This is a genomic window from Streptomyces sp. MBT53 (genome assembly GCF_016654115.1).
Classification (GTDB): Bacteria; Actinomycetota; Actinomycetes; order Streptomycetales; family Streptomycetaceae; genus Streptomyces.
In genome coordinates, this window is record NZ_JAEQAZ010000012.1 from 57430 (window position 1) to 77848 (window position 20419).

General features: G+C 68.7%; 20 protein-coding genes and 1 riboswitch. Of the genes, 11 read left to right on the top strand and 9 right to left on the bottom strand.

Translation table 11 applies throughout. The annotated features are described in order from the left end of the window. Positions 1-339: 339 nt before the first annotated feature. The 3 genes from JHN45_RS06970 to JHN45_RS06980 form a co-directional block, all read right to left on the bottom strand. A complete protein-coding gene (locus tag JHN45_RS06970) occupies positions 340-1128 on the bottom strand; it encodes an enhanced serine sensitivity protein SseB C-terminal domain-containing protein (RefSeq protein WP_200714734.1) in 789 nt (262 codons plus the stop codon). Positions 1129-1303: 175 nt separating this feature from the next. Next, positions 1304-2089, bottom strand: coding sequence for an enhanced serine sensitivity protein SseB (locus tag JHN45_RS06975; RefSeq protein WP_200714735.1), 786 nt, complete (start codon positions 2087-2089; stop codon positions 1304-1306). A 64-nt stretch (positions 2090-2153) separates the two neighbouring features. Beyond that, positions 2154-2843: an AAA family ATPase gene (locus tag JHN45_RS06980; protein ID WP_200714749.1), complete on the bottom strand. Its 690-nt coding sequence runs from the start codon at positions 2841-2843 to the stop codon at positions 2154-2156. 149 nt (positions 2844-2992) lie between these two features. Beyond that, positions 2993-3091: riboswitch (glycine riboswitch) on the top strand. A 153-nt stretch (positions 3092-3244) separates the two neighbouring features. On the opposite strand from JHN45_RS06980, the gene gcvT reads away from it, so the two are divergent. The 4 genes from gcvT to JHN45_RS07000 all read left to right on the top strand — a co-directional run bounded on the left by gcvT (position 3245) and on the right by JHN45_RS07000 (position 7594). Beyond that, the gene (gene gcvT / locus JHN45_RS06985) at positions 3245-4366 is read left to right on the top strand and encodes a glycine cleavage system aminomethyltransferase GcvT (protein ID WP_200714736.1); all 1122 of its coding nucleotides are present in this window, start codon (positions 3245-3247) and stop codon (positions 4364-4366) included. Positions 4367-4477: 111 nt separating this feature from the next. Continuing rightward, the gene (gene gcvH, locus JHN45_RS06990) at positions 4478-4858 is read left to right on the top strand and encodes a glycine cleavage system protein GcvH (protein ID WP_200714737.1); all 381 of its coding nucleotides are present in this window, start codon (positions 4478-4480) and stop codon (positions 4856-4858) included. Between the two features lie 14 nt (positions 4859-4872). Further along, on the top strand, positions 4873-6132 hold the full coding sequence (gene glyA, locus JHN45_RS06995; protein ID WP_200714738.1) for a serine hydroxymethyltransferase: 1260 nt from the start codon (positions 4873-4875) through the stop codon (positions 6130-6132). Positions 6133-6226: 94 nt separating this feature from the next. Continuing rightward, a complete protein-coding gene (locus JHN45_RS07000; RefSeq protein ID WP_200714739.1) occupies positions 6227-7594 on the top strand; it encodes an L-serine ammonia-lyase in 1368 nt (455 codons plus the stop codon). 162 nt (positions 7595-7756) lie between these two features. On the opposite strand, the gene JHN45_RS07005 is transcribed toward JHN45_RS07000, so the two are convergent. From JHN45_RS07005 to JHN45_RS07030, 6 genes are all read right to left on the bottom strand, one after another. Continuing rightward, the gene (locus tag JHN45_RS07005; protein ID WP_201048386.1) at positions 7757-7957 is read right to left on the bottom strand and encodes an acyl-CoA carboxylase epsilon subunit; all 201 of its coding nucleotides are present in this window, start codon (positions 7955-7957) and stop codon (positions 7757-7759) included. Positions 7958-8233: 276 nt separating this feature from the next. After that, the gene (locus JHN45_RS07010) at positions 8234-8788 is read right to left on the bottom strand and encodes an NAD(P)H-dependent oxidoreductase (RefSeq protein WP_200714747.1); all 555 of its coding nucleotides are present in this window, start codon (positions 8786-8788) and stop codon (positions 8234-8236) included. 843 nt (positions 8789-9631) lie between these two features. After that, positions 9632-9961 carry a hypothetical protein gene (locus JHN45_RS07015; RefSeq protein ID WP_200714237.1) on the bottom strand — a complete coding sequence of 110 codons (330 nt, stop codon included), beginning with the start codon at positions 9959-9961 and terminating at the stop codon, positions 9632-9634. A 60-nt stretch (positions 9962-10021) separates the two neighbouring features. Further along, a complete protein-coding gene (locus JHN45_RS07020) occupies positions 10022-10885 on the bottom strand; it encodes an oxidoreductase (protein WP_200714236.1) in 864 nt (287 codons plus the stop codon). Positions 10886-11073: 188 nt separating this feature from the next. Further along, on the bottom strand, positions 11074-12183 hold the full coding sequence (locus tag JHN45_RS07025) for a hypothetical protein (RefSeq protein ID WP_200714235.1): 1110 nt from the start codon (positions 12181-12183) through the stop codon (positions 11074-11076). Positions 12184-12195: 12 nt separating this feature from the next. Next, complete coding sequence (locus JHN45_RS07030; protein ID WP_201048387.1) at positions 12196-13554, bottom strand: NAD(P)/FAD-dependent oxidoreductase; 1359 nt, start codon at positions 13552-13554, stop codon at positions 12196-12198. Positions 13555-14120: 566 nt separating this feature from the next. Between JHN45_RS07030 and JHN45_RS07035 the strand changes: the two genes are divergently transcribed. Genes JHN45_RS07035 through phzG form a run of 7 tightly spaced genes read left to right on the top strand, consistent with a single transcriptional unit; the run spans position 14121 to position 20411 of the window. Continuing rightward, positions 14121-14843 (top strand): PhzA/PhzB family protein, encoded by a 723-nt coding sequence (locus tag JHN45_RS07035; RefSeq protein ID WP_307783047.1) that lies wholly within the window; start codon positions 14121-14123, stop codon positions 14841-14843. Between the two features lie 47 nt (positions 14844-14890). Continuing rightward, positions 14891-16057, top strand: coding sequence for a 3-deoxy-7-phosphoheptulonate synthase (locus JHN45_RS07040; RefSeq protein WP_201048388.1), 1167 nt, complete (start codon positions 14891-14893; stop codon positions 16055-16057). Positions 16058-16080: 23 nt separating this feature from the next. Further along, positions 16081-16704 carry an isochorismatase family protein gene (locus JHN45_RS07045; RefSeq protein ID WP_201048389.1) on the top strand — a complete coding sequence of 208 codons (624 nt, stop codon included), beginning with the start codon at positions 16081-16083 and terminating at the stop codon, positions 16702-16704. Further along, positions 16701-18566 carry an anthranilate synthase family protein gene (locus JHN45_RS07050; protein WP_201048390.1) on the top strand — a complete coding sequence of 622 codons (1866 nt, stop codon included), beginning with the start codon at positions 16701-16703 and terminating at the stop codon, positions 18564-18566. The genes JHN45_RS07045 and JHN45_RS07050 overlap by 4 nt, the downstream gene beginning before the upstream one ends. Continuing rightward, positions 18563-18916, top strand: coding sequence for a hypothetical protein (locus tag JHN45_RS07055; RefSeq protein ID WP_201048391.1), 354 nt, complete (start codon positions 18563-18565; stop codon positions 18914-18916). The genes JHN45_RS07050 and JHN45_RS07055 overlap by 4 nt, the downstream gene beginning before the upstream one ends. Then, entirely contained in the window at positions 18913-19749 is an 837-nt protein-coding gene (locus JHN45_RS07060; RefSeq protein ID WP_201048392.1) for a PhzF family phenazine biosynthesis protein, read from the top strand. Before JHN45_RS07055 ends, JHN45_RS07060 begins: the two co-directional genes overlap by 4 nt. 14 nt (positions 19750-19763) lie before the next feature. Continuing rightward, positions 19764-20411 (top strand): phenazine biosynthesis FMN-dependent oxidase PhzG, encoded by a 648-nt coding sequence (gene phzG, locus JHN45_RS07065; protein WP_201048393.1) that lies wholly within the window; start codon positions 19764-19766, stop codon positions 20409-20411. Positions 20412-20419: the final 8 nt, after the last annotated feature.

A 20419-nucleotide genomic window follows, 5' to 3' on the forward strand; every position in this document is an offset into this window, starting at 1 on the left:
ACCCGACCCCTCTCGCCGGTGGTTACCGGCTTACGCCTGCCGCGGATTAGCGGCTTTGTCGACTTGCAGTGGACACGGGGTCCTCGACCCCGTGTCTGAGTCGCGAGTCTTCAGCGTGGCTGCGATCACCCGCCAGGTCTGGCGGCGAAAGTATGCGCAACCGTGATGCTTAACTAGGGATTCCGTTATCCGAACAGTGGGTAACGCCCGCCGGACGCCGGACACTTGGGACACAAGGGAGACTCGGCGTTTTTCGGGGCACCACACCGCCGTCTACGCGCGGAGAAATGTGCCGTAGACGTAAATCCTGCGGAGAAGCTGGGAAGAGGACTCGCGGGCTCAGTATCCACCACGGGCGGGTGGGTACCCGTACCCGCCCGCCTGAGCGGGCGCAGCGTGGGCCTCACGGTCGTAGAACGGGCGGGCGTTCGCCCGCAGCCACAGCGCCACCGGGTCGTAGTCGTCGGACATCGCCACGGTCGACACCGGCAGCCCGTCCGGGACCGCGCCGATGGACTGCTGCATCATCGCGCGCACCGAGTCCACGGCGGGCGGACTGGTGTCGTACACATCCAGACCGATCGCGAGATACGGCGCCCCGAGCGCGGGCTGCACCCAGGCGCGGCGGAGGGTGCGGACCGCCGGGGTACGGTGGGCGTTCTGCGTGAGCAGGCCGTAGAACTGCGGGACCTCGATCGCCGGTTCCGTCAGGCGCAGCGGCCCCGCGGGCTGGCGCTCCAGGCCGGTGGCGATCCGCCGCAGGTCCAGCCAGGGGATGCCGAGGCCGCCGCCCGGAGCGTGCGGGTTGAGCCACAGGCCGAAGTGGTCCGGATAGAGGGTGCGGGCCACGTCCAGTCCGTCGACCACCTCGTACGAACGGTTCCAGCCGCTCGCCGACAGCTCCTGGGCGGAGGTGACGCAGGGGGCGTAGCCGTAACCCTCGACGTGCATGTTTCCGTACTGGGCGTCCGGGGAGCCGGACTGGCCGTGCCACAGGAGCATCCAGATCTGGCCGGAGTGGGGGGTCGCGAGGGCGCGCAGGAGCGCCTCGTAGGCGTCGTAGCGCCCGGGCGTCACCTGGCGCAGCATGTGCTCGACCTGGCCGGTCGCGGTGCCGCTGGCGCTCACGTGTACCGCCCCTTCTGGTGGTTGGCCTGCGTTGGGGTCCAGCTTAAGCGCCCAATGGGTCGGGGCCTGTGGTGCGTTCGCGAGTGGCGGTCCGTTGTGGCTCGGCGCGCCCCGCGGCGGAGCCGCAAATCGACACAGCCCCGCGCCCCTGGGTCGGCTGCCCCTCGCGGAGTTTCTAGTGACCCTGTGTATAGAAGGGGCGCACCGTCTGCCTCATCCAGTCCGCCACCGGGTCCTGGGTCACGTCCAGGAGGACCAGGTTTACCGGCCATTTGACCTCGGTCCGGGTGAGGGCTCGGGACAGGGCGTCCATCGGGACCGCCCTCAAGTCGCCCTCCCAGCTGGTCAGTTCGACGCCCACGAACATCACCGGGTCGGCGGTCTCGATCGCGGCCAGGCAGCGGCGGGCCGTGCCGACCACACCCGTGCCGGCGAACTCCGCGGAGGCCGCGGCGAGGAAGTCGACCGGGTCGTCCTGCCAGTCGGGCTCGAAGAGCCGGACCCGGCCGCCACTGGTCGGGCCGTCGAGGGCGGTGCGGCCGATACGGCACAGCTCGGCCACGGCGGGGGGCGGGAGCGGGATGCCGACCACGCCGTCCGGGTTCACCGCGATGCCCACCTGCGGGGGCAGCCCGCGGGCGAACTCCACCGCGGGCGCGATCGTGAACGACAGATGCGAGCCGACGACCTGGCGGAACTGCTCCTCGGAGCTGAAGACCGGAACGAAGGCCTGCCCTTCGATGTCCAGTGTGGGCAGGTCGAGGGGTCCGCTGTGCGGGCCGCCGCCGCTGGGCAGCGGGATCCAGACGAAGCTGCGGGCCAGCACCTCGATGATCCGGCCGCCGGCCGAAGGCAGGCCGAGGGAGACCGAGAGCACCTCCTCCAGCTCGTTGCCGGGCCATCCGCCGTGCGGATGCGGGTGGGGGTACGCCTGACCGGGGAAGTCCGCCGGGAAGTCCATCTACCTACCGCCTGCTGGTGAAACCGCCTGCTGTAAACGTGCTGTGACGGAAAAGGCTAGCGGCTCAGTCCGCGAAGTCGATCCGGTGCAGCACGTCCGCCGCGTCCCGGTCCAGCAGGACCGCCGAGCCCACGCCGTGCGGCAGGTCGCCGCGCTCCACGGCGCGCAACAGCCGGGCGGCGGCCCGGCGGTGGCGCAGGAACGCGTACCGCGAGACGCCCCGGCCGCGCTCGCGCTGGCCGTCCAGCGCGGTGTCCGGGCTGACGTCGAGGAACACCAGGTGCAGGGTGCCGCCGCGGCGGCGGGCGGCGCGGGCCAGCCAGCCGCGCACCCAGGTCTGGGTGCCACAGTCGTGCACGACCGCTCCGGACGCGGAGCGCAGGGTGCGGTGCAGTCCCGTGTAGTGGGCGAGCCGGACCAGGGGGCGGTAGACCGCGTACGGGAGCAGCCCCGATATACGGGACATCCGGGTGTCCCAGCGGTCCCTGGCGTCCTGGCTGTCGACGCGGGCGCCGTCACCGGTCACCGCGCGCCGCATCAGCGTGGACTTGCCGCTGCCGGGCAGGCCGGTGACCACGACGAGGTCGCGGGGGCCGAAGCGGAGTCCGTGCGGGCTGCGGCCGGCGCGCTCGCGGAGGTCGCGGACGACCGGTGCCGGGCGGGCCGGGCATGCCTCCCTGGCCGGGGCCGAGCGCTGTTCGGGCAGCGCTACGGCCGAGGTCGTGGCGTACACCGTGGTCCTTGTCACCGTGATCGTCCTCCCTGCGGGGTCAGGAAAGGTTCTCCCCAACGAACGTAAAGAGAAGGTAATGCACGGTGTCTCGCGGTTCCGTTCGCTTCCGGCCACAGGCCTGTTACAAAGCCTGTGCGATGATGTGCGCGCCTAACTGCATACCGGCCGCTTGAATCCGCGCGGGAGAGTCCCCAGGCATCTGTTGCTGGGGCGCCGAAGGAGCAAGTCCCTCCCTTGAATCTCTCAGGCCCAGTTACCGCGCGGGCGAGGCACATCTGAAAAGCGGGCCGCCCGTCCCGGTGGTCCCACCCAAGGTGCAACCCATGTCCCGCGCGTGTCCCGCGCGGTCATGGCGAACCTCTCAGGTTCCGATGACAGATGGGGAGGAACGACCTCGCCGTCATGCCTTGGGAGACCGACCGATGAGCAGTACCGCCGCCCCCCGTCGTACCGCGCTCGACGCGCTGCACCGCTCGCTCGGTGCGACGATGACCGACTTCGCCGGCTGGGACATGCCGCTGCGCTACGGCTCCGAGCGCGACGAACACCTCGCCGTCCGCACGAAGGCAGGCCTCTTCGACCTCTCCCACATGGGCGAGATCACGGTCACCGGACCGGACGCGGCCCGACTCCTCAACTACGCGCTCGTCGGCAACATCGCCTCCGTGGGCGTCGGCCGCGCCCGCTACACCATGATCTGCCAGGCCGACGGCGGCATCCTCGACGACCTGATCGTCTACCGGCTGGCCGAGACCGAATACATGGTCGTCGCCAACGCGTCCAACGCCCAGATTGTCCTGGACTCGTTGGTGGAGCGTTCCGCCGGCTTCGACGCCGTCGTCCGCGACGACCGAGACGCGTACGCGCTGCTCGCCGTCCAGGGCCCCGAGTCCCCCGGCATCCTCGCCTCGCTCACCGACGCCGACCTGGACGGCCTCAAGTACTACGCCGGTCTGCCCGGCACGGTCGCGGGCGTCCCCGCGCTGATCGCCCGCACCGGCTACACCGGCGAGGACGGCTTCGAGCTGTTCGTGGCCCCCGGTGACGCGGAGAAGCTGTGGGAGGCACTGACCGAGGCGGGAGCCGCGGCCGGACTGATCCCGTGCGGCCTGTCCTGCCGCGACACGCTCCGCCTGGAGGCGGGCATGCCGCTCTACGGCCACGAGCTGTCGACCTCCCTCACCCCCTTCGACGCCGGACTCGGCCGGGTCGTGAAGTTCGAGAAGGACGGCGACTTCGTCGGACGTACGGCCCTCACGGCCGCCGCCGAACGCGCCGCCGCGCAGCCGCCCCGCGTCCTGGTCGGCCTGGTCGCCGAAGGCCGCCGGGTCCCGCGCGCCGGGTACTCCGTCGTCGCCGACGGCCGGGTGATCGGCGAGATCACCTCCGGCGCCCCCTCCCCCACGCTGGGCAGGCCGATCGCCATGGCCTACGTCGACGCGGCGCACTCGGCGCCGGGCACGGCCGGTGTCGGCGTGGACATCCGGGGCAGTCACGAGCCGTACGAGGTCGTGGCGCTGCCGTTCTACAAGCGCCAGAAGTGACAGTCGTCGTAGCGTCGAGTCCGTGACCGGGGCGGATCGTCCCTGCTCGACCACGCCCTCCGTGTCTCCCCCCTTCACCAGCACTCCACCGCGTACAGGAGAATTCACGCCATGAGCAACCACCCCGAGAATCTGCGGTACAGCAAGGAACACGAGTGGCTGACGGCCGCCGTCGACGGTGTCTCGACGGTCGGTATCACCGAGTTCGCGGCCAACGCGCTCGGCGATGTCGTCTACGCCCAGCTCCCCGAGGTCGGTACGACGGTGACGGCGGGCGAGTCCTGCGGCGAGCTGGAGTCCACCAAGTCGGTGTCGGACCTGTACGCGCCGGTCACCGGTGAGGTCGTGGAGATCAACACGGCCGTCGTGGACGAGCCCGCGCTCGTCAACTCCGAGCCCTTCGACGGCGGTTGGCTCTTCAAGGTACGGATCACGGACGAGCCGGGCGACCTTCTCTCCGCCGACGAGTACACCGCTTTCACCGCCGGCTGAGGAGTCGTAGATCCATGTCCGTCCTGAACACGCCCCTGCACGAACTCGACCCGGACATCGCCGCCGCCGTCGACGCCGAGCTGCGCCGTCAGCAGTCCACGCTGGAGATGATCGCCTCGGAGAACTTCGCTCCGGTCGCGGTCATGGAGGCCCAGGGCTCGGTCCTCACCAACAAGTACGCCGAGGGGTACCCGGGCCGTCGTTACTACGGCGGCTGCGAGCACGTCGACGTCGCCGAGCAGATCGCGATCGACCGGGTCAAGGAGCTGTTCGGCGCCGAGTACGCCAACGTCCAGCCGCACTCGGGCGCCTCAGCCAACCAGGCCGCCCTGTTCGCGCTCGCCCAGCCCGGCGACACCATCCTCGGCCTCGACCTGGCGCACGGCGGCCACCTCACCCACGGGATGCGGCTGAACTTCTCCGGCAAGCAGTTCGACGTGGTCGCCTACCACGTGGACGCTCAGACCGGTCTGGTCGACATGGCCGAGCTGGAGAAGCTCGCCAAGGAGCACCGCCCGAAGGTCATCATCGCGGGCTGGTCGGCATACCCGCGGCAGCTGGACTTCGCCGAGTTCCGCCGGATCGCGGACGAGGTCGAGGCGTATCTGTGGGTCGACATGGCGCACTTCGCCGGGCTGGTGGCGGCCGGCCTCCACCCGAACCCCGTCCCGTACGCGGACGTCGTCACCTCCACCACCCACAAGACGCTGGGCGGCCCGCGCGGCGGCATCATCCTCGCCAGGCAGTCCTTCGCGAAGAAGCTGAACTCCTCCGTCTTCCCCGGCTTCCAGGGCGGTCCGCTGGAGCATGTGATCGCCGCCAAGGCCGTCTCCTTCAAGGTCGCGGCGGGCGAGGAGTTCAAGGAGCGCCAGCGGCGTACGGTGGAAGGCGCGCGGCTGCTCGCCGAGCGACTGGTCCGGGACGACGTGAAGGCCGTAGGGGTCGACGTCCTGTCGGGCGGCACGGACGTGCACCTCGTCCTGGTCGACCTGCGGAACTCCGAACTCGACGGCCAGCAGGCCGAGGACCGGCTCCACGAGGTCGGCATCACGGTCAACCGCAACGCCGTCCCGAACGACCCTCGTCCCCCGATGGTCACCTCCGGCCTGCGCATCGGTACGCCGGCGCTGGCGACCCGCGGCTTCACCGCCGAGGACTTCGCCGAGGTCGCAGACGTCATCGCGGAGACGTTGAAGCCGTCGTTCGATGTGGCGGGTCTGAAGGCCCGTGTCACCGCGCTGGCGGAGAAGTACCCGCTGTACCCCGGGCTGTAGTCGGCCCCCGGGGCACCGCCGCACACTGAGAGGTGCACGGCGGTGCCCCACCCCCTCGCAGCACCCCGCACGTCTTGCGTTCTGAGGAGTCACCGTGGCCATCTCGGTCTTCGACCTGTTCTCGATCGGCATCGGCCCGTCCAGCTCCCACACGGTCGGCCCGATGCGAGCCGCCCGCATGTTCGCGCTCCGGCTGCGCAACGAGGAACTGCTGGACTCCGTCGCCTCCGTCCGCACCGAGCTGTACGGCTCCCTCGGCGCGACCGGGCACGGGCACGGCACCCCGAAGGCGGTGCTGCTCGGCCTGGAGGGCGAGTCACCGCGCACGGTGGACGTGGAGGGGGCCGACGAACGGGTCGAGCAGATCAAGGCGGCGGGACGCATCCGTCTCCTCGGCGAGCACGAGATCCCGTTCGACTTCGACGCCGACCTCAAGCTGCACCGCCGCAAAACCCTTCCCTACCACGCCAACGGCATGACGCTGTGGGCCTACGACGCGGCGGGCGGCGAGCTGCTGTCCAAGACGTACTACTCGGTGGGCGGCGGGTTCGTCGTCGACGAGGAGGCGGTGGGCGCCGACCGGATCAAGCTGGACGACACGGTCCTCAAGTACCCGTTCCGCACCGGCGACGAACTGCTGCGCCTCACGCAGGAGACCGGTCTTTCGATCTCCGCGCTGATGCTGGAGAACGAGCGTGCCTGGCGCACGGAGGAGGAGATCCGGGCCGGGCTGCTGGAGATCTGGCGCGTGATGGGGGCGTGCGTGTCGCGGGGCATGTCGAGGGAGGGCATCCTGCCCGGCGGCCTCCGGGTCCGCCGCAGGGCCGCCATGTCGGCACGCCAACTCCGGGCGGAGGGCGACCCGTTGGCGCACGCGATGGAGTGGATCACGCTCTACGCGATGGCGGTGAACGAGGAGAACGCGGCGGGCGGCCGGGTCGTGACCGCCCCCACGAACGGCGCGGCCGGCATCATCCCGGCGGTCCTCCACTACTACATCAACTTCGTGCCGGGCGCGGACGAGGAGGGTGTCGTCCGCTTCATGCTGGCCGCCGGCGCGATCGGCATGCTCTTCAAGGAGAACGCGTCCATCTCCGGCGCGGAGGTCGGCTGCCAGGGCGAGGTCGGCTCCGCCTGCTCGATGGCGGCGGGCGCACTGGCCGAGGTACTGGGCGGCAGCCCGGAGCAGGTCGAGAACGCGGCCGAGATCGGCATGGAACACAACCTCGGCCTCACCTGCGACCCCGTCGGCGGCCTCGTCCAGATCCCCTGCATCGAACGCAACGGCATGGCCGCGGTGAAGGCGGTGACCGCCGCACGCATGGCGATGCGGGGAGACGGCTCCCACAAGGTGTCCCTCGACAAGGTCATCAAGACGATGAAGGAGACCGGGGCGGACATGAGCGTGAAGTACAAGGAGACGGCTCGGGGCGGGCTTGCGGTGAATATCATCGAGTGCTGAAGGCACAGGCCCCGGGAAATCCCACGGAATGGCTGTCTGAGCTGGGTGCTCTCTCCGTCAGCCGCCCCGCCGTCGAGGCTGTGCTCGCCTGATGGACGACCCCACGCGTGACATCACCGTCGGCCGCGGACGACGACCTGGCGCTGACGCCGGGGGGGGACGTCAGCGCCAGGAGACGGGGCTGCGGTAGTCGGTCACGCGGTCGGGGCGGCGCCAGCGGGCCCGCGGGCTGTGGTCGCCATGGGCGAACCGCGGAGTGGCGGGGCGCTGCGCGGCGGTGCGGGCCGCCAGAACCGCGATCAGCGCGGCGAGTTCCTCGGGAGTGGGATCGCCTTGGATGATGCGGAGGTCCCCCTGGTCCATCTGCTGCCCCTCGCGATGATCGCCTCCGCCTGGGAGCGCAGGCGCGTAGCCGGACTCGGTCCGTTACGTCTTCGGTCACCGCCCGGACGGTTTCAAGACCGCTTCACCGAACCTGAGTCGTGCTTCCTTCGCTGAACTCCCGTCGAGTTCGGCAAAGGAAGCGGCGGTGACATACGGGAGCGCGCGGCCTGGGGCCGGGCCCCGGAGTGAACTTCGTGATCAATCGTGAAGACTCCAAGAATTCACGAACGATCGAGGTTCACCGAATAACCGAGGTCAGCCGACCGGCGTCTCACTGGTCGAGAGGAGCCGGCGGTATTCCTTGGCGTTCAGGACCAGATCCTCGTCCAGCGGGTCGAAGATCATGCCGTAGACGGAGTGAATACCCTGGTAGTCGAGCTGGCAGAACTCCAGCGTCTGAGCGACCGGGGCGAGGTACTCCTCAAGGGTCCGCCGGGCGAGGCCTTCCGCGGCGTAGGTCTCCAGGGTGCTGCCGACCGTGACGGCCAGCCACGCCTTCTTGCCCTGCAGCGCGGAGGCGGAACCGTCGAAGGTGAAGGCGAAACCGTGCACCAGCACCGCGTCGAACCAGGCCTTGAGCAGCGGAGTCACGCTGTACCAGTAGACCGGGAACTGGAGAACGACGGTGTCGTGCTCGCGCAGCAGCTGCTGCTCGCGTGCCGCATCGATCTTGAAATCGGGGTAGGTCTGGTAGAGGTCGTGGACGGTGACGTTGTCCAAGTCCTTGATCCCGGCGAGCCAGGTGGCGTTGCCACGGGATTCCGCGAGGTTCGGGTGGGCGACAATGACGAGGGTGCGATTGGTGGTCACTGACTATTCCATTTCTCGTTTAGGACGCGAACCCGCGTGCGTCCTCACTGTCAATGTTGGCGAGCGGGTCGGACATGTCCGCGATCATGCGTTCCTCTCGTCGAGCCCCTTGAAAGGGCGATCGATTCGGAACGAGCGGCTGTGTCTCTTCAAGTAAAGGCAGTCGGTGATCCGAGCGGCATTTATCACGCGATATTGACGGACTCGTTCCATCGACGACCGTGCGGATGGTGGATATTCACGCGCATCGCCGATGCCCAGGGGGTTTCGGTGCAGCGGGGGCATGTCCGGTTTGCGGTATCCGGGCGGCGGACAGGTGGCTCTTTCGTGCGTCGGCCTTCGCGGTGCCCTGCGGGCTCTTGCCGTCTACGGTCGGCGCGCGCTGCCCGGCCGTATAGAGGGGACGGCGGTACGCGAGCCGAACCCCGACCGCCGCGTCGAGGGCGTCGCTGTCGGTCCGGGCCGGCGGCAGCCGCCGTACTGCGGACTCGGAGGGCCGTTGCGGGGCGGGGAGCACCGGATCGGATCGGGGCGGACAACGAGCCGGGTTCACGCGCGGGCGGGCGCGTCGGCGGGCGCCAACAGAGACGTGGTCCCGGCCAGGAGCGCGCGCGGCCAGGGCGGAGACGACGGGTGGCGGGCGGCGGGTGGCGCACCCCGCGCGGATCACGCGGGGTGCGGTATCTCGGCTAGACGTTCCAGCAGGCTCGGGGCCTCGACGGGCGGCACCGGTGCTGGTGCGCAGGCAGGCACGGTCTTCCCTGCATGTCACGCTTCCCGGGCCGCCCTGCCCGCCCCGCCCGACAGACCGTCATGAGCCGGACGTCGGGCGGCTTCAGGGACTCATGGGGTGAGGATTTCGCACTCCTTGATGACCAGCACTGTCCCGTCCTCGCTGAAGACCCGGCATTCTCCCTTCACCGTGACGGTGACGCCCAGGGGGACGTTTCGCACAAGCCGGAACGATTCCTTGATCCGGTCGTCGAACGGCAGCACGAAGATCGCGAGGTGGGGGCCTCCGGGAGTGTCCGACACTTCCACCACCGGTGTGCCGTACTGGCTTTCGCCGGTTCGGATCGAGATTCCCTCAAGAGTGAGGAATTTCCCGTAGTAGGCACGCTCGGCGGCGGCGCGGTCCGCGGTGAACTCGTTGTGGAGGTCTCGAATTTTCATTGGTTGCCGCCTTCTCTGGTGTGGTCCAGGTGAATGGGTGGGCGCGGTCGTTCACACGGGTCACTGCCCGATGGCGTCGAGTTCGGCGATCGCCTCGTCGGGCAGTTGCAGGTCGGCCGCGGCGATGTTCTCCCGCAGGTGAGCGACGGAGGAGGTTCCGGGGATGAGCACCGTCGACGGCGAGCGCCGCAGTAGCCAGGCGAGCGCCACCTGTTGCTCGGAGGCGCCGAGGCGGCGGGCGACATCGCGCAGGGGCCGTGACCGCAGTGGGTGGAATCCGCCGCCGAGGGGGAAGAACGCGGCGTAGGCGATGTTCTCCTCGGCGCAGCGGTCGACGAGGTCGTCGTCGGCGCGGTCGGCCAGGTTGTACTGGTTCTGCACGGTGACCACGGGGGCGATGGCCTGGGCCTGGGTGAGCTGGGCGTCGGTGATCCCGCTGAGGCCGAGGTGCCGGATCAGGCCCTGCTCGCGCAGGCCGGCCAAGGCGGCGAACGACTCGGCGACGGAGGATCCGTCACCGCCGAACGCGGGGGTGCGCAGGTTGACCACGTCCAGGGTCTCCAGGCCGAGGTGCCGGAGGTTCTCGTGGACCTGGGCCTTGAGGTCGGCGGGGTCCAGGGAGGTGATCCAGCCGCCGTCGGCGGTGCGGCGGACGCCGACCTTGGTGACGATGTGCAGCCCGGCCGGGTAGGGGTGCAGGGCTTCTTTGATCAGTTCGTTGACGACGGTCGGGCCGTAGAAGTCGCTGGTGTCGATGTGGGTGATGCCGAGCTCGACCGCTGCGCGCAGCACGGCGATCGCCCGGGTGCGGTCCTCGGGTGGTCCGAAGACGCCGGGACCGGTCAGCTGCATCGCGCCGTATCCCATCCGCGTGATGCTCAGGTCGTCGGCGAGGGTCAACTTCTGCAGGGCGGGCTTACTCATCCGAAGGCCTCTCGGGTCTGTTCGCGGCATCGTTGCGGACCGCTCGGCGCGTTCATTGGGCAGGCTTCCACAGGTGCGGCGGAGACGTGGACGCGGTCGGGTGGCCAGGGGCTCGCGCGCCCCTGGCCACCCGACCGGTAGAAGACGAGCGGGCCTCAGCCCCCTCGTTCCTGCACGTCACCGGCAGTTCATGCGACGGACGCTGCCGGATTCTTTCCGGTGGCCGCCATGACGGTGTCACCCTGCGAGGACGTTCGGACCGTCGCAAAGTTGAACGCCTTGTCGCGAATGGTGATGGTCCACGAGAGTCCGGACCTCTCGCCCACGGTGAGTCCCAACACGATGAGCGGCATGTGCCACTCGTACTTCACGAGCATGCCTTGATCCGCCTGGGCGTCCGAGCCGTCGTGCGCCGACACATTGCCGTAGTTGTTGACGGCGAAGACGTCGGGCGTGGCGATCATCTTCCCGATCCTGGCGTGGCCGGCCTCGATGAAGTCCTCTCGCCGCTCGATGCGAGACAGCGCGTCTATCTCGCGCTGCTCCTCGGCGCGATAGTAGTCACGGATCTGGATTCCCGTGCTCTGCTCGATGACGCTTCGCGGCACCGTCAGAAACCGAAGTGTGTTGCCAAGGGGCAGCTTCGGCGAGTAGAGGCTGTTCTTGAGGACGAACATGTTCGCGCTGTCGCGGTCGAGGAAATCCGCCCTCATCCTTTCCATGAAGGGGCCGATCTTGACCGGCGGCTCAGATCCTTCGGTGAAGGAGACGGGGAGTTCCTTGCTCGCACCGGAGGGCGAGGTCTGAGCGGGCGGCAGGAAGGCTGCCAGTTCATCGGCCCGGATCCCCAGCTCTGCGAGGCCTTCGGCGATCCGGAAGCCGTCCTGCCGAGTCTTCAGGGTCTTCATCAGAGCCTGGTGGAATCGGAAGACCTTGTAGCCGTCCTGCAGCGGAAACGGAATGCACGTGAAGATGCCCTGCAGGTGCGGGTCGGATCGGTAGGTGACGGAAGCGAGCAGAAAGCTGTCGTAGAAGCTCTCGTACTTTTCCGCGAGGAGTGCCTGGAAGGACGACAGGGGGAAGTCCTCGGGAGTGTCGAAGGTCAGCTCCACCAGGTGGCACTTGGAGAAGAGCGGATTCCCCCGGAAGAAGTGCGTCATGGCCTCCTCGAACTCGGCGAGCTCGAAGGTCCTGTCGACCTTGTACGTGGAGAGCGACGGAAAGAACTGTGACGCGTCTATGAACGGGAACGTGGTCAGGGAGAGCCGAAGGATCTTGTCGGCGATGGAGAGGGGCATTTGTTACCTCCGTTAACTGGTGTGTGCCGTGGAGCGCCGCCGGCGATTCCCCGCCAGAACGCGCCACATGATGCCCGGGGTGCACAGCGCTGTCGGCGGTTCGAGCAGGTACTGGACTTTCAGGAACTTCTCGGCCACGACCATGTCCGTTTCGGCCGCGGCGAGCACCTTGTCCATGTAGGAGTTGATGAGCCGCACGGGAAGTGGCCTCGGGCCTTCGATCTGAGGCAGGGCCAGGTCACTGCCGGTCGCCATCTTCCAGGCGACGCCGATGGGTTTGGCGGCCTTGCGGAAGAAGCGTTGCCCGACCTGGTCCAGGTCACCGTTCAGCGAGTCGCGCAGCGCCATCGCCTGGAGCGAGGCCACTGTCATTCCCTGGGCGTAGATGGGGTTGAAGCTGGATATCGCATCGCCCACCACCAGCAGCCTGCGCGGGAATCGGGTCAGCTTCTCGTAGCGGCGGCGCACGCTCGCCGGGAACCGGTGCGCGGAGATCTCGCTGAGCGGCTCGGCGTCGCGGATCGCCGCGAAGACGTGTTCGGGGACCAGCGGCCTGGCGAACTCGACCCACCCGGCGGGGTCGGTCGGCGGATGGTGGTCGCGGTATCCGATCAGCGTCAGGACCCAGCGGCCGTCCTCTTCCTCGAGGAATTCCGCGCCCTTGGGGCTTCCCGGTGCGTGCCCGATGATCACGACCTTCTCACGGCCCATGGAGCCGGGGGCCGGCCGCAGATACCGGCTGGTGTACATGATGTCGACGTCGATGCGCTCCTCTTGCGGCGGCTCGTATCCCATCTCGACCAGCCATTTGGTGGTCCGTCCGGACCGGCCGGTCGCGTCCACCACCAGGTCGGCGGGGATCACGTCCTCGGAGCCGCTGCCCACGTACCTGACCCGCACACCGGTGACAGCGCTCTTGTCCGTGGCGGTTTCGAGGCCGCTGACCTGGCATTCGTCGATGACCTTGATCTTCGCGAGGTCCCCGATCCGGGCGCGGAGCCGGCTCTCCAGATGCGGCCGGCTCGGCTGGTAGGTGCGGGACAGATCGGCGTACTCGCCGTCCATGCACAACAGGTGCCCGCCCAGCCTCATGCGCAGCTCGGCAGGTCCGTCGATGACGGGCGCGCCACCGGCGACGAAGTCGTCGAGTATCCCGGGGAAGAGCTCCTCGAAGATCTTCGCGCCCTTGGAGAGCAGACCATGAGCGTGGCGGCCCTGCGGCACACCTCGCCGCTGGGTCCGCTGTCCCTCCGGCAGCTGGTCACGCTCCACCACCGTTACCCGGTCGAATGCCTCGGAGAGCACCCGGGCGGCAAGCAGGCCCGAAATACTCGCTCCCAGCACCACCGCATGTTCACCGATACGCTTCACCGGAATTCCCCCTTCTGATTGGGCAAGTGTCTTGTTGGTTTCCCGAATCCTTGAATATCGAAATCAACTAGGCGTGCGGTGCGCATCGCGAACATAAGTGCCCCCTAGGTTTGGCCACCGCCCGTGGCGCAGTATTGACTTGTTCGTTCCATCGAGCGCGGCTCGCGTGGCCGAAATTCACGTCGGACGCGGGGCTCCGGCGCGCGTCGGCGGCCAGGGGACAGGAGCGCGGGCCGCTCGCCCCGACGGGAGATGGCAGGCAGGTCCCGGCATCGGGTCGGCTCGCCTCGGACGCGCCGGCTGTCGTCGCCCTCGTCACCCTTGTCACCGGCCAGGAAGAGACTCGGGCTGCTTGCTCAACCCGCCCGGTCGGCTGGCCGGGTGTTGTAGGGGACGCCGCCGGCGCGGATCAGGTGGGGTCGGCTGCCGTGCCTGCCCCGATCCGGCCGGCGACGGATCAACCCCGGCACCCCTCTTTTCGCCCGCACGTGGGAGGAGTCCCCGCAGGCGCGCGTCCAGCGAAATCGCGCCCGCCATGGAGCAGATCCGTCAGACGGTGATACCGGTTGGAATTTTTCGGCCAGACAGCGGTTACCAGCTTCCCGAACCAGCCGGGGCATGAACAAGATTTCGTCTACCCGCCGAGCGCGGGACGGGGGCTCACCAGAAATCTCTTGAACCAATGCATGATTGTGCTCTTTGGGCGTCGTCATGCCTGGTTCTGCCTGCCCTTGTGCGCGCGGCGATCCCGCTTTACTTCGGCACTGGAGGAAGAGGAAATGGTAGACATCACCGGAACCGCCGAAACCACCGATACGTTGTCGAGGTCCCGCGGCGACGCGGAACTGCGAGCGAGCAACCGCGCGATCGTGCAGCAGTACATGAATACCCGCGGGGAGGATCGCCTGCGCCGGCACCTTCTGTTCACCGAGGACGGCACCGGTGGTCTCTGGACGACCGAAACCGGGCAGCCGATCGTCATCACGGGCCGGGACCGGCTGGGCGACCACGGCCAATGGTCGCTCAAGTGCTTCCCCGACTGGGTCTGGACGAACGTCGAGATCTTCGACACGCAGGACCCCAACCGGTTCTGGGTCGAATGCGACGGCGAGGGAACGATCCGTTTCCCCGATTATCCCGACGGCCACTACCGCAATCACTTCCTGCACTCCTTCCTGTTCGAGAACGGAAAGATCAAGCACCAGCGCGAGTTCATGAACCCCTGCCAGCAGTTCAGGGCTCTGGGCATCGCCGTCCCTCAGGTCAAGCGGGCCGACATACCGACCTGAACGCCTTTCAGCGGGCGTCTTCTTTTCAATCAATGGAGAAGGTCGTTATGGGAAACATCCTTGCCGACATCGATAGGGCCCAGGCGCGCCATCAGCCCGAATGGGACAGTCCCTCGCAGGTCGAGCTCGTACGGGCGATGCTGTCGTCCGTCACACCGCTGGTGACCGCGGCGCAGGTGGAGACCCTCCGCTCCCACCTGGCCCGTGTCGCCGCCGGCGAGATGCAGGTGCTGCAGGCCGGGGACTGTGCGGAGGACCCGGCCGAGTGCACCGCCGGGCACATTCAGGGCAAGACCGGCCTCATCGATCTGCTCGCCCAGAACCTGGAGGACGCCACCGGCAAGCGGACACTGCGGGTCGGGCGGATCGCGGGGCAGTTCTGCAAGCCCCGCTCCAGCCGGGTCGAGAAACTCGGCGACGACGAACTGCCGTCCTTCTTCGGGCACATGATCAACGGGCCGGAGCCCACCCACGAGAGCAGGCGTCCCGATCCGCTGCGCATGCTCACGGGCTACATGGCGGCGCGGGAGATCACGACGCGGCTCGGGTGGGTCGGGTCAACGCCTCGGCCTGCCGGGCCTGTTGTGTGGACGAGCCATGAAGCGCTGCTGCTGGACTACGAGATGTCGATGCTCCGAGAGCTCGACGGCGTTCGGCATCTGCTCGGCTCCACCCACTGGCCGTGGATCGGCGAGCGGACCCGACAGATCGACGGCCCGCACGTCGCGCTGCTCGCCCAGGTGGCCAACCCGGTTGCCTGCAAGGTCGGTCCGTCGATGACCGTCGGCGAGATCGTCGAGCTGTGCGACCGGTTGGACCCGGAGCGGGAGCCGGGCCGGCTCTCACTCATCGTGCGCATGGGTGCCGACCTCGTCGCCGACAGGCTGCCCCGGCTCGTCGAGGCGGTGCAGTCGGCCGGGCACCCGGTGGTCTGGCTCAGCGACCCGATGCACGGGAACACCGATTGCGCGGCCGACGGCACCAAATACCGGCTCGTGGAGACCGTCGCCCGGGAAGTCCGCGGCTTCCGGCGGGTCCTGGACCTGGCGGGGGTTCCCGCCGGGGGGCTGCACCTGGAGGCGACCCCCGACGACGTGACCGAGTGCGTGCTGGACCCGGCCGAGCTGGGTTCGGGCCCCGTCACCAGCCTGTGTGATCCGCGGCTCAACACCCCCCAGGCCATCAAGGTGGTCTCGGCGTGGTCCGAGTACTGAGATTCGTAGAGAGGGAGTCTTTGATGACGGGAATACCGCCGATCGCGCCTTACGGACTGCCGCTGAGGGACGCGCTGCCGGAGAACACCGTGCGCTGGACCGTCGACCCGGATCGGGCGGTGCTCCTCATCCACGACATGCAGAGCTATTTCCTCGAGCCCTTCGACGACGGCATGCGCGGCGAATTGGTGACCAACATCGCCGACCTCAAGAAGCGCTGCGGAGCGCTGGGGGTGCCGGTGGCCTACACCGCCCAGCCCGGCGGGATGACGGACCTGCAACGTGGGCTCCTGAAGGACTTCTGGGGTCCCGGCATGCGTACTGACGAGACCGAACGCGCGGTCGTTCCCGAACTCCGACCCGACGCGGACGACTGGGTGAGCACGAAATGGCGCTACAGCGCGTTCTTCGGCTCGGAGCTGCTGCAGCGCATGCGCACGCTGCGGCGTGACCAGTTGATCATTTGCGGTGTCTACGCGCATATCGGAGTGCTGTCGACCGCTTTGGACGCGTTCTCCAACGACGTCCAGCCCTTCCTGGTCGCCGACGCGCTCGGCGACTTCTCCGAAGACCGCCACACGATGACCCTCGAATACGCGGCACGGTGCTGCGCCATGGTGGTCCGCACCGAGGACGTGCTGGCATGAGCGCGCTGCTCGAGCAGGTTCTCGCGCTGGAACTGCCCGCCTTCGCGATCATCCACCGTCCCGAAAGCGGCTCCCCCGGCAGGCTGGACGTCCTGACCGGCCCGGTGAGCGAGTACAAGTCGCTGGACGACATCCCGTTGGCCGACGACTCCGGGCCGGGTCCCGCGCTCGACACGCTGGTGCTCGTCCCCTACCGGCAGCTGGCCGACCGCGGCTTCGCCGCGCGGGACGACGCCACACCCCTTCTCGCGATGAGCCTCACCGCTCGCGACACGGTGCCGGTCGCCGAGGCCCTCGCCCGCTTCCCGCAGGTCCCGACGGAACTGACCGGCGGTCACTTCGACGTGGACGACGCCGCCTACGCGCAGATGGTGCGTCGGATCGTCACCGAGGAGATCGGCACCGGCGAGGGCGCCAACTTCGTGATGAAGCGCTCGTTCGTCGCGGACATCGGCGACTACTCCCTGAGCAGCGCCCTGTCGTTCTTCCGGCGGCTGTTGGAGCGCGAGGAGAAGGCCTACTGGACCTTCATCATCCACACCGGCCGCAACACCCTCGTCGGTGCGACACCTGAGCGCCATGTCTCGCTCGCCGGCGGCACCGCCGTCATGAACCCGATCAGCGGCACATACCGGTATCCGTCCGGCGGCCCCACCTTGCAGGGGGTCATGGAGTTCCTCGCCGACACCAAGGAGACCGACGAGCTCTACATGGTCCTCGACGAGGAACTGAAGATGATGGCCCGGCTGTGCGACGACGGGGGGCGCGTGCACGGGCCGTATCTGAAGGAAATGGCGCGGCTGGCGCACACCGAGTACCTGATCGAGGGCAGGACCACCCGCGATGTGCGCGAGGTCCTGCACGAGACGATGTTCGCCCCGACCGTCACGGGGAGCCCGCTGGAGAGCGCCGCCAAGGTCATCTCGCGCTACGAGCCGCAAGGGCGCGCCTACTACAGCGGGGTCGCCGCGCTGCTCGGACGGGACGCGGCCGGGCAGCAGACACTCGACTCGGCGATCCTGATCCGGACGGCCGACATCGATCCCGGCGGCCGGATGAACATTTCCGTCGGGGCCACACTGGTGCGCCACTCCGACCCGGCGGCCGAGGTCTCCGAGACCCACGGCAAGCTGGCGACCCTGCTCAACGCGCTCAAGTCCGGGCACTCGTCCGGTTACGCGGCCGACCCGGAGGTCCGCGCCGCCCTTGATCGCCGTAACGAGGGGATCGCGGGCTTCTGGCTCCGGGACAAGGACGACCGACCGCCGGCCGGGACCTCGCTGGACGGCATGACGGCACTGGTCGTGGACGCGGAGGACACCTTCACCGCGATGCTCGACCAGCAGTTGCGGTCACTGGGACTGTCCGTGGAGGTCCGCCGCTTCGACGAGCCGTACGACGTGGCGGCCCACGATCTGACGGTCTTCGGTCCCGGTCCGGGAGATCCGCGGATGACCTCCCACCCCAAGATCGCCAAGCTGCGGCAGTCGATCGACACCGCGCTGGCGGGTCGCCGGCCGATGCTCGCCGTGTGCCTGAGCCATCAGGTGCTCAGCACGAGGCTCGGCCTCGACCTGCACCGCCGCGAGGTGCCCAACCAGGGGGTGCAGCGGGAGATCGAACTGTTCGGTGTGCGCGAACGCGTGGGCTTCTACAACACGTTCGCCGCGCACAGCGCGGTGTGCAGGCGAACCGTCGAAGGGATCGGGGTGGTCGAGGTGAGCCGCGACCAGGAGACCGGCGAGGTGAACGCGCTGCGCGGGCCGGGCTTCGCGTCGGTTCAGTTCCACGCCGAGTCGGTGCTCACCGTCGACGGCCCGCGCATCATCCGCGAGGCGATACAGGGGGTGCTCGGCCGATGAGGGTGACTGTCGTCTGGTGGGACCTGGCCAGGTCCCACCAGACCGTCGAATCCCTGGAGAAGGATCTCCGTGACGGCTCCGTCGAGCCGTGGCGCGAGGTCGAGGGACTGCGCCTGAAACTGTGGATCGCCGACCGTGAACGCGGCCGTTGGGGCGCGGTCATGTGGTGGGATCCGGACGTTCCGGCGGACCGGCCGCTGCCCCCCAACCGGGCGGCCGAGCTGATCGGCTACGCACCCGACCACCGCGCGAGCTTCGACGTCGCGGCGGTGGCCGAGGGGATCGACTCGCTGGGCCTCGCCTTCTCCGCCGGGTCCTCGACAGCAGCACGAGCCGGGGAGCGCCGATGACGCACCGATACACAGTCGTGGACGCTTTCGCCAGTGAGCCGCTGCTGGGCAACCCGGTCGCCGTCTTCTTCGACAGCGAGGATCTGACCGCTGGCACCATGCAGCGCATCGCCAGGGAGATGAACCTCTCCGAGGTCACCTTCGTGCTGCCGGCCGAGCAGGGCGGCGACGCACGGATAAGGATCTTCACCCCGGTGAACGAACTGCCGTTCGCCGGGCACCCGATGCTCGGCACCGCCTTCGCGCTCGGCCGGACCTGGAGCCGCGACAGGCTGCGGCTGGAGACCGCGATGGGTGTCATCCCGTTCGAGCTGGGCACCCGCGACGGCGCCGCGTGGGTCCGGATGGAACAGCCGGTTCCCCTGTGGAAGCCCTACGATCTCGCCACCGACCTCCTGGCCGCACTCGGGGTCGGGTCGTCGACGGCCCCGGTCGAGATCTACCGCAACGGTCCGCGGCACGTGTTCGTGGGGTTGAGCGACGTCGAGGCGCTGTCCGCTCTCCACCCGGATCACCGCGCCCTCTCGCGTTTCCCCGACATGGCCGCCAACTGCTTCGCCGAGGCGGACGGGGGTTGGCGGACGCGGATGTTCTCCCCCGCCTACGGCGTGGTCGAGGACGCGGCGACCGGTTCCGCAGCCGGGCCTCTCGCGATTCACCTGGCCAGGCACGGGTTCGCCGAGTACGGGCAGGAGATCCGCATCACCCAGGGCGTGGAAATGGGACGCGCGTCGGTCATGAGGGCGACCGCCGAGGGGGTCGGCGAGTCGATTCACTCGGTTCATGTCGGCGGGCACGCCGTCGTGGTCGCCGAGGGAACAATCAATGTCTAGCGGGGGAGCCTTTCATGGACGCAAGTGAATTCGAGTCCCTCAGCGGGAAGGTCGACCTCCCTTTCCCCGAGTACGACGAACCGCCGTCGGATCCTCTAAAGCTGGTGCGCAGCTGGCTTTCCGAGGCACGGGAGACCGGAGTCCGCGAGCCCGCCGCGCTGGCACTGGCCACCGCGGACTCCCGCGGCCGCGCCTCCAACCGGGTGGTCGCCATCACCGAGGTCACCGACCTCGGTCTGGTGTTCACCAGCCACAGCCGCAGCCAGAAAGGACGCGAACTCGCCGCCACGGGGTGGGCGTCGGGTTTGCTGTACTGGAGGGAGACCGGCCAGCAGATCATTCTCTCCGGTCCCGTCGTGCTCCTGCCCGACGCCGAGTCGGACGCCCTGTGGTCCGCGCGGGCGATTCCGTTGCACGCCATGTCGACGGTCACCCGGCAGAGCGAGCCGCTGGAGGATCTGGCGGACGTCGAGGCCCTGCGCGCCAGGGCACGCGGCCTGGAACTGACCGGGGAGCCGCAGCCCCGGCCGGAGTTCTTCGTCGGCTACCGACTGCAGCCCGCCGTCGTCGAATTCTGGAGCGCGAGTTCGGACCGGCTGCACCGCAGACTGCGCTACGACCGCGACGCGCCTGGGTGGCGTACGAGCCGGCTGCAGCCGTAGTCCCCGCT

Coding starts and splice junctions, on each gene's coding strand:
- JHN45_RS06975 (WP_200714735.1), bottom strand. CDS start 2,089: ATGGACTTCCCGGCGGACTTCCCCGGTCAGGCGTACCCCCACCCGCAT.
- gcvT (WP_200714736.1), top strand. CDS start 3,245: ATGAGCAGTACCGCCGCCCCCCGTCGTACCGCGCTCGACGCGCTGCAC.
- gcvH (WP_200714737.1), top strand. CDS start 4,478: ATGAGCAACCACCCCGAGAATCTGCGGTACAGCAAGGAACACGAGTGG.
- glyA (WP_200714738.1), top strand. CDS start 4,873: ATGTCCGTCCTGAACACGCCCCTGCACGAACTCGACCCGGACATCGCC.
- JHN45_RS07005 (WP_201048386.1), bottom strand. CDS start 7,957: ATGGACCAGGGGGACCTCCGCATCATCCAAGGCGATCCCACTCCCGAG.
- JHN45_RS07015 (WP_200714237.1), bottom strand. CDS start 9,961: ATGAAAATTCGAGACCTCCACAACGAGTTCACCGCGGACCGCGCCGCC.
- JHN45_RS07020 (WP_200714236.1), bottom strand. CDS start 10,885: ATGAGTAAGCCCGCCCTGCAGAAGTTGACCCTCGCCGACGACCTGAGC.
- JHN45_RS07025 (WP_200714235.1), bottom strand. CDS start 12,183: ATGCCCCTCTCCATCGCCGACAAGATCCTTCGGCTCTCCCTGACCACG.
- JHN45_RS07040 (WP_201048388.1), top strand. CDS start 14,891: ATGGGAAACATCCTTGCCGACATCGATAGGGCCCAGGCGCGCCATCAG.
- JHN45_RS07045 (WP_201048389.1), top strand. CDS start 16,081: ATGACGGGAATACCGCCGATCGCGCCTTACGGACTGCCGCTGAGGGAC.
- JHN45_RS07050 (WP_201048390.1), top strand. CDS start 16,701: ATGAGCGCGCTGCTCGAGCAGGTTCTCGCGCTGGAACTGCCCGCCTTC.
- JHN45_RS07055 (WP_201048391.1), top strand. CDS start 18,563: ATGAGGGTGACTGTCGTCTGGTGGGACCTGGCCAGGTCCCACCAGACC.
- JHN45_RS07060 (WP_201048392.1), top strand. CDS start 18,913: ATGACGCACCGATACACAGTCGTGGACGCTTTCGCCAGTGAGCCGCTG.
- phzG (WP_201048393.1), top strand. CDS start 19,764: ATGGACGCAAGTGAATTCGAGTCCCTCAGCGGGAAGGTCGACCTCCCT.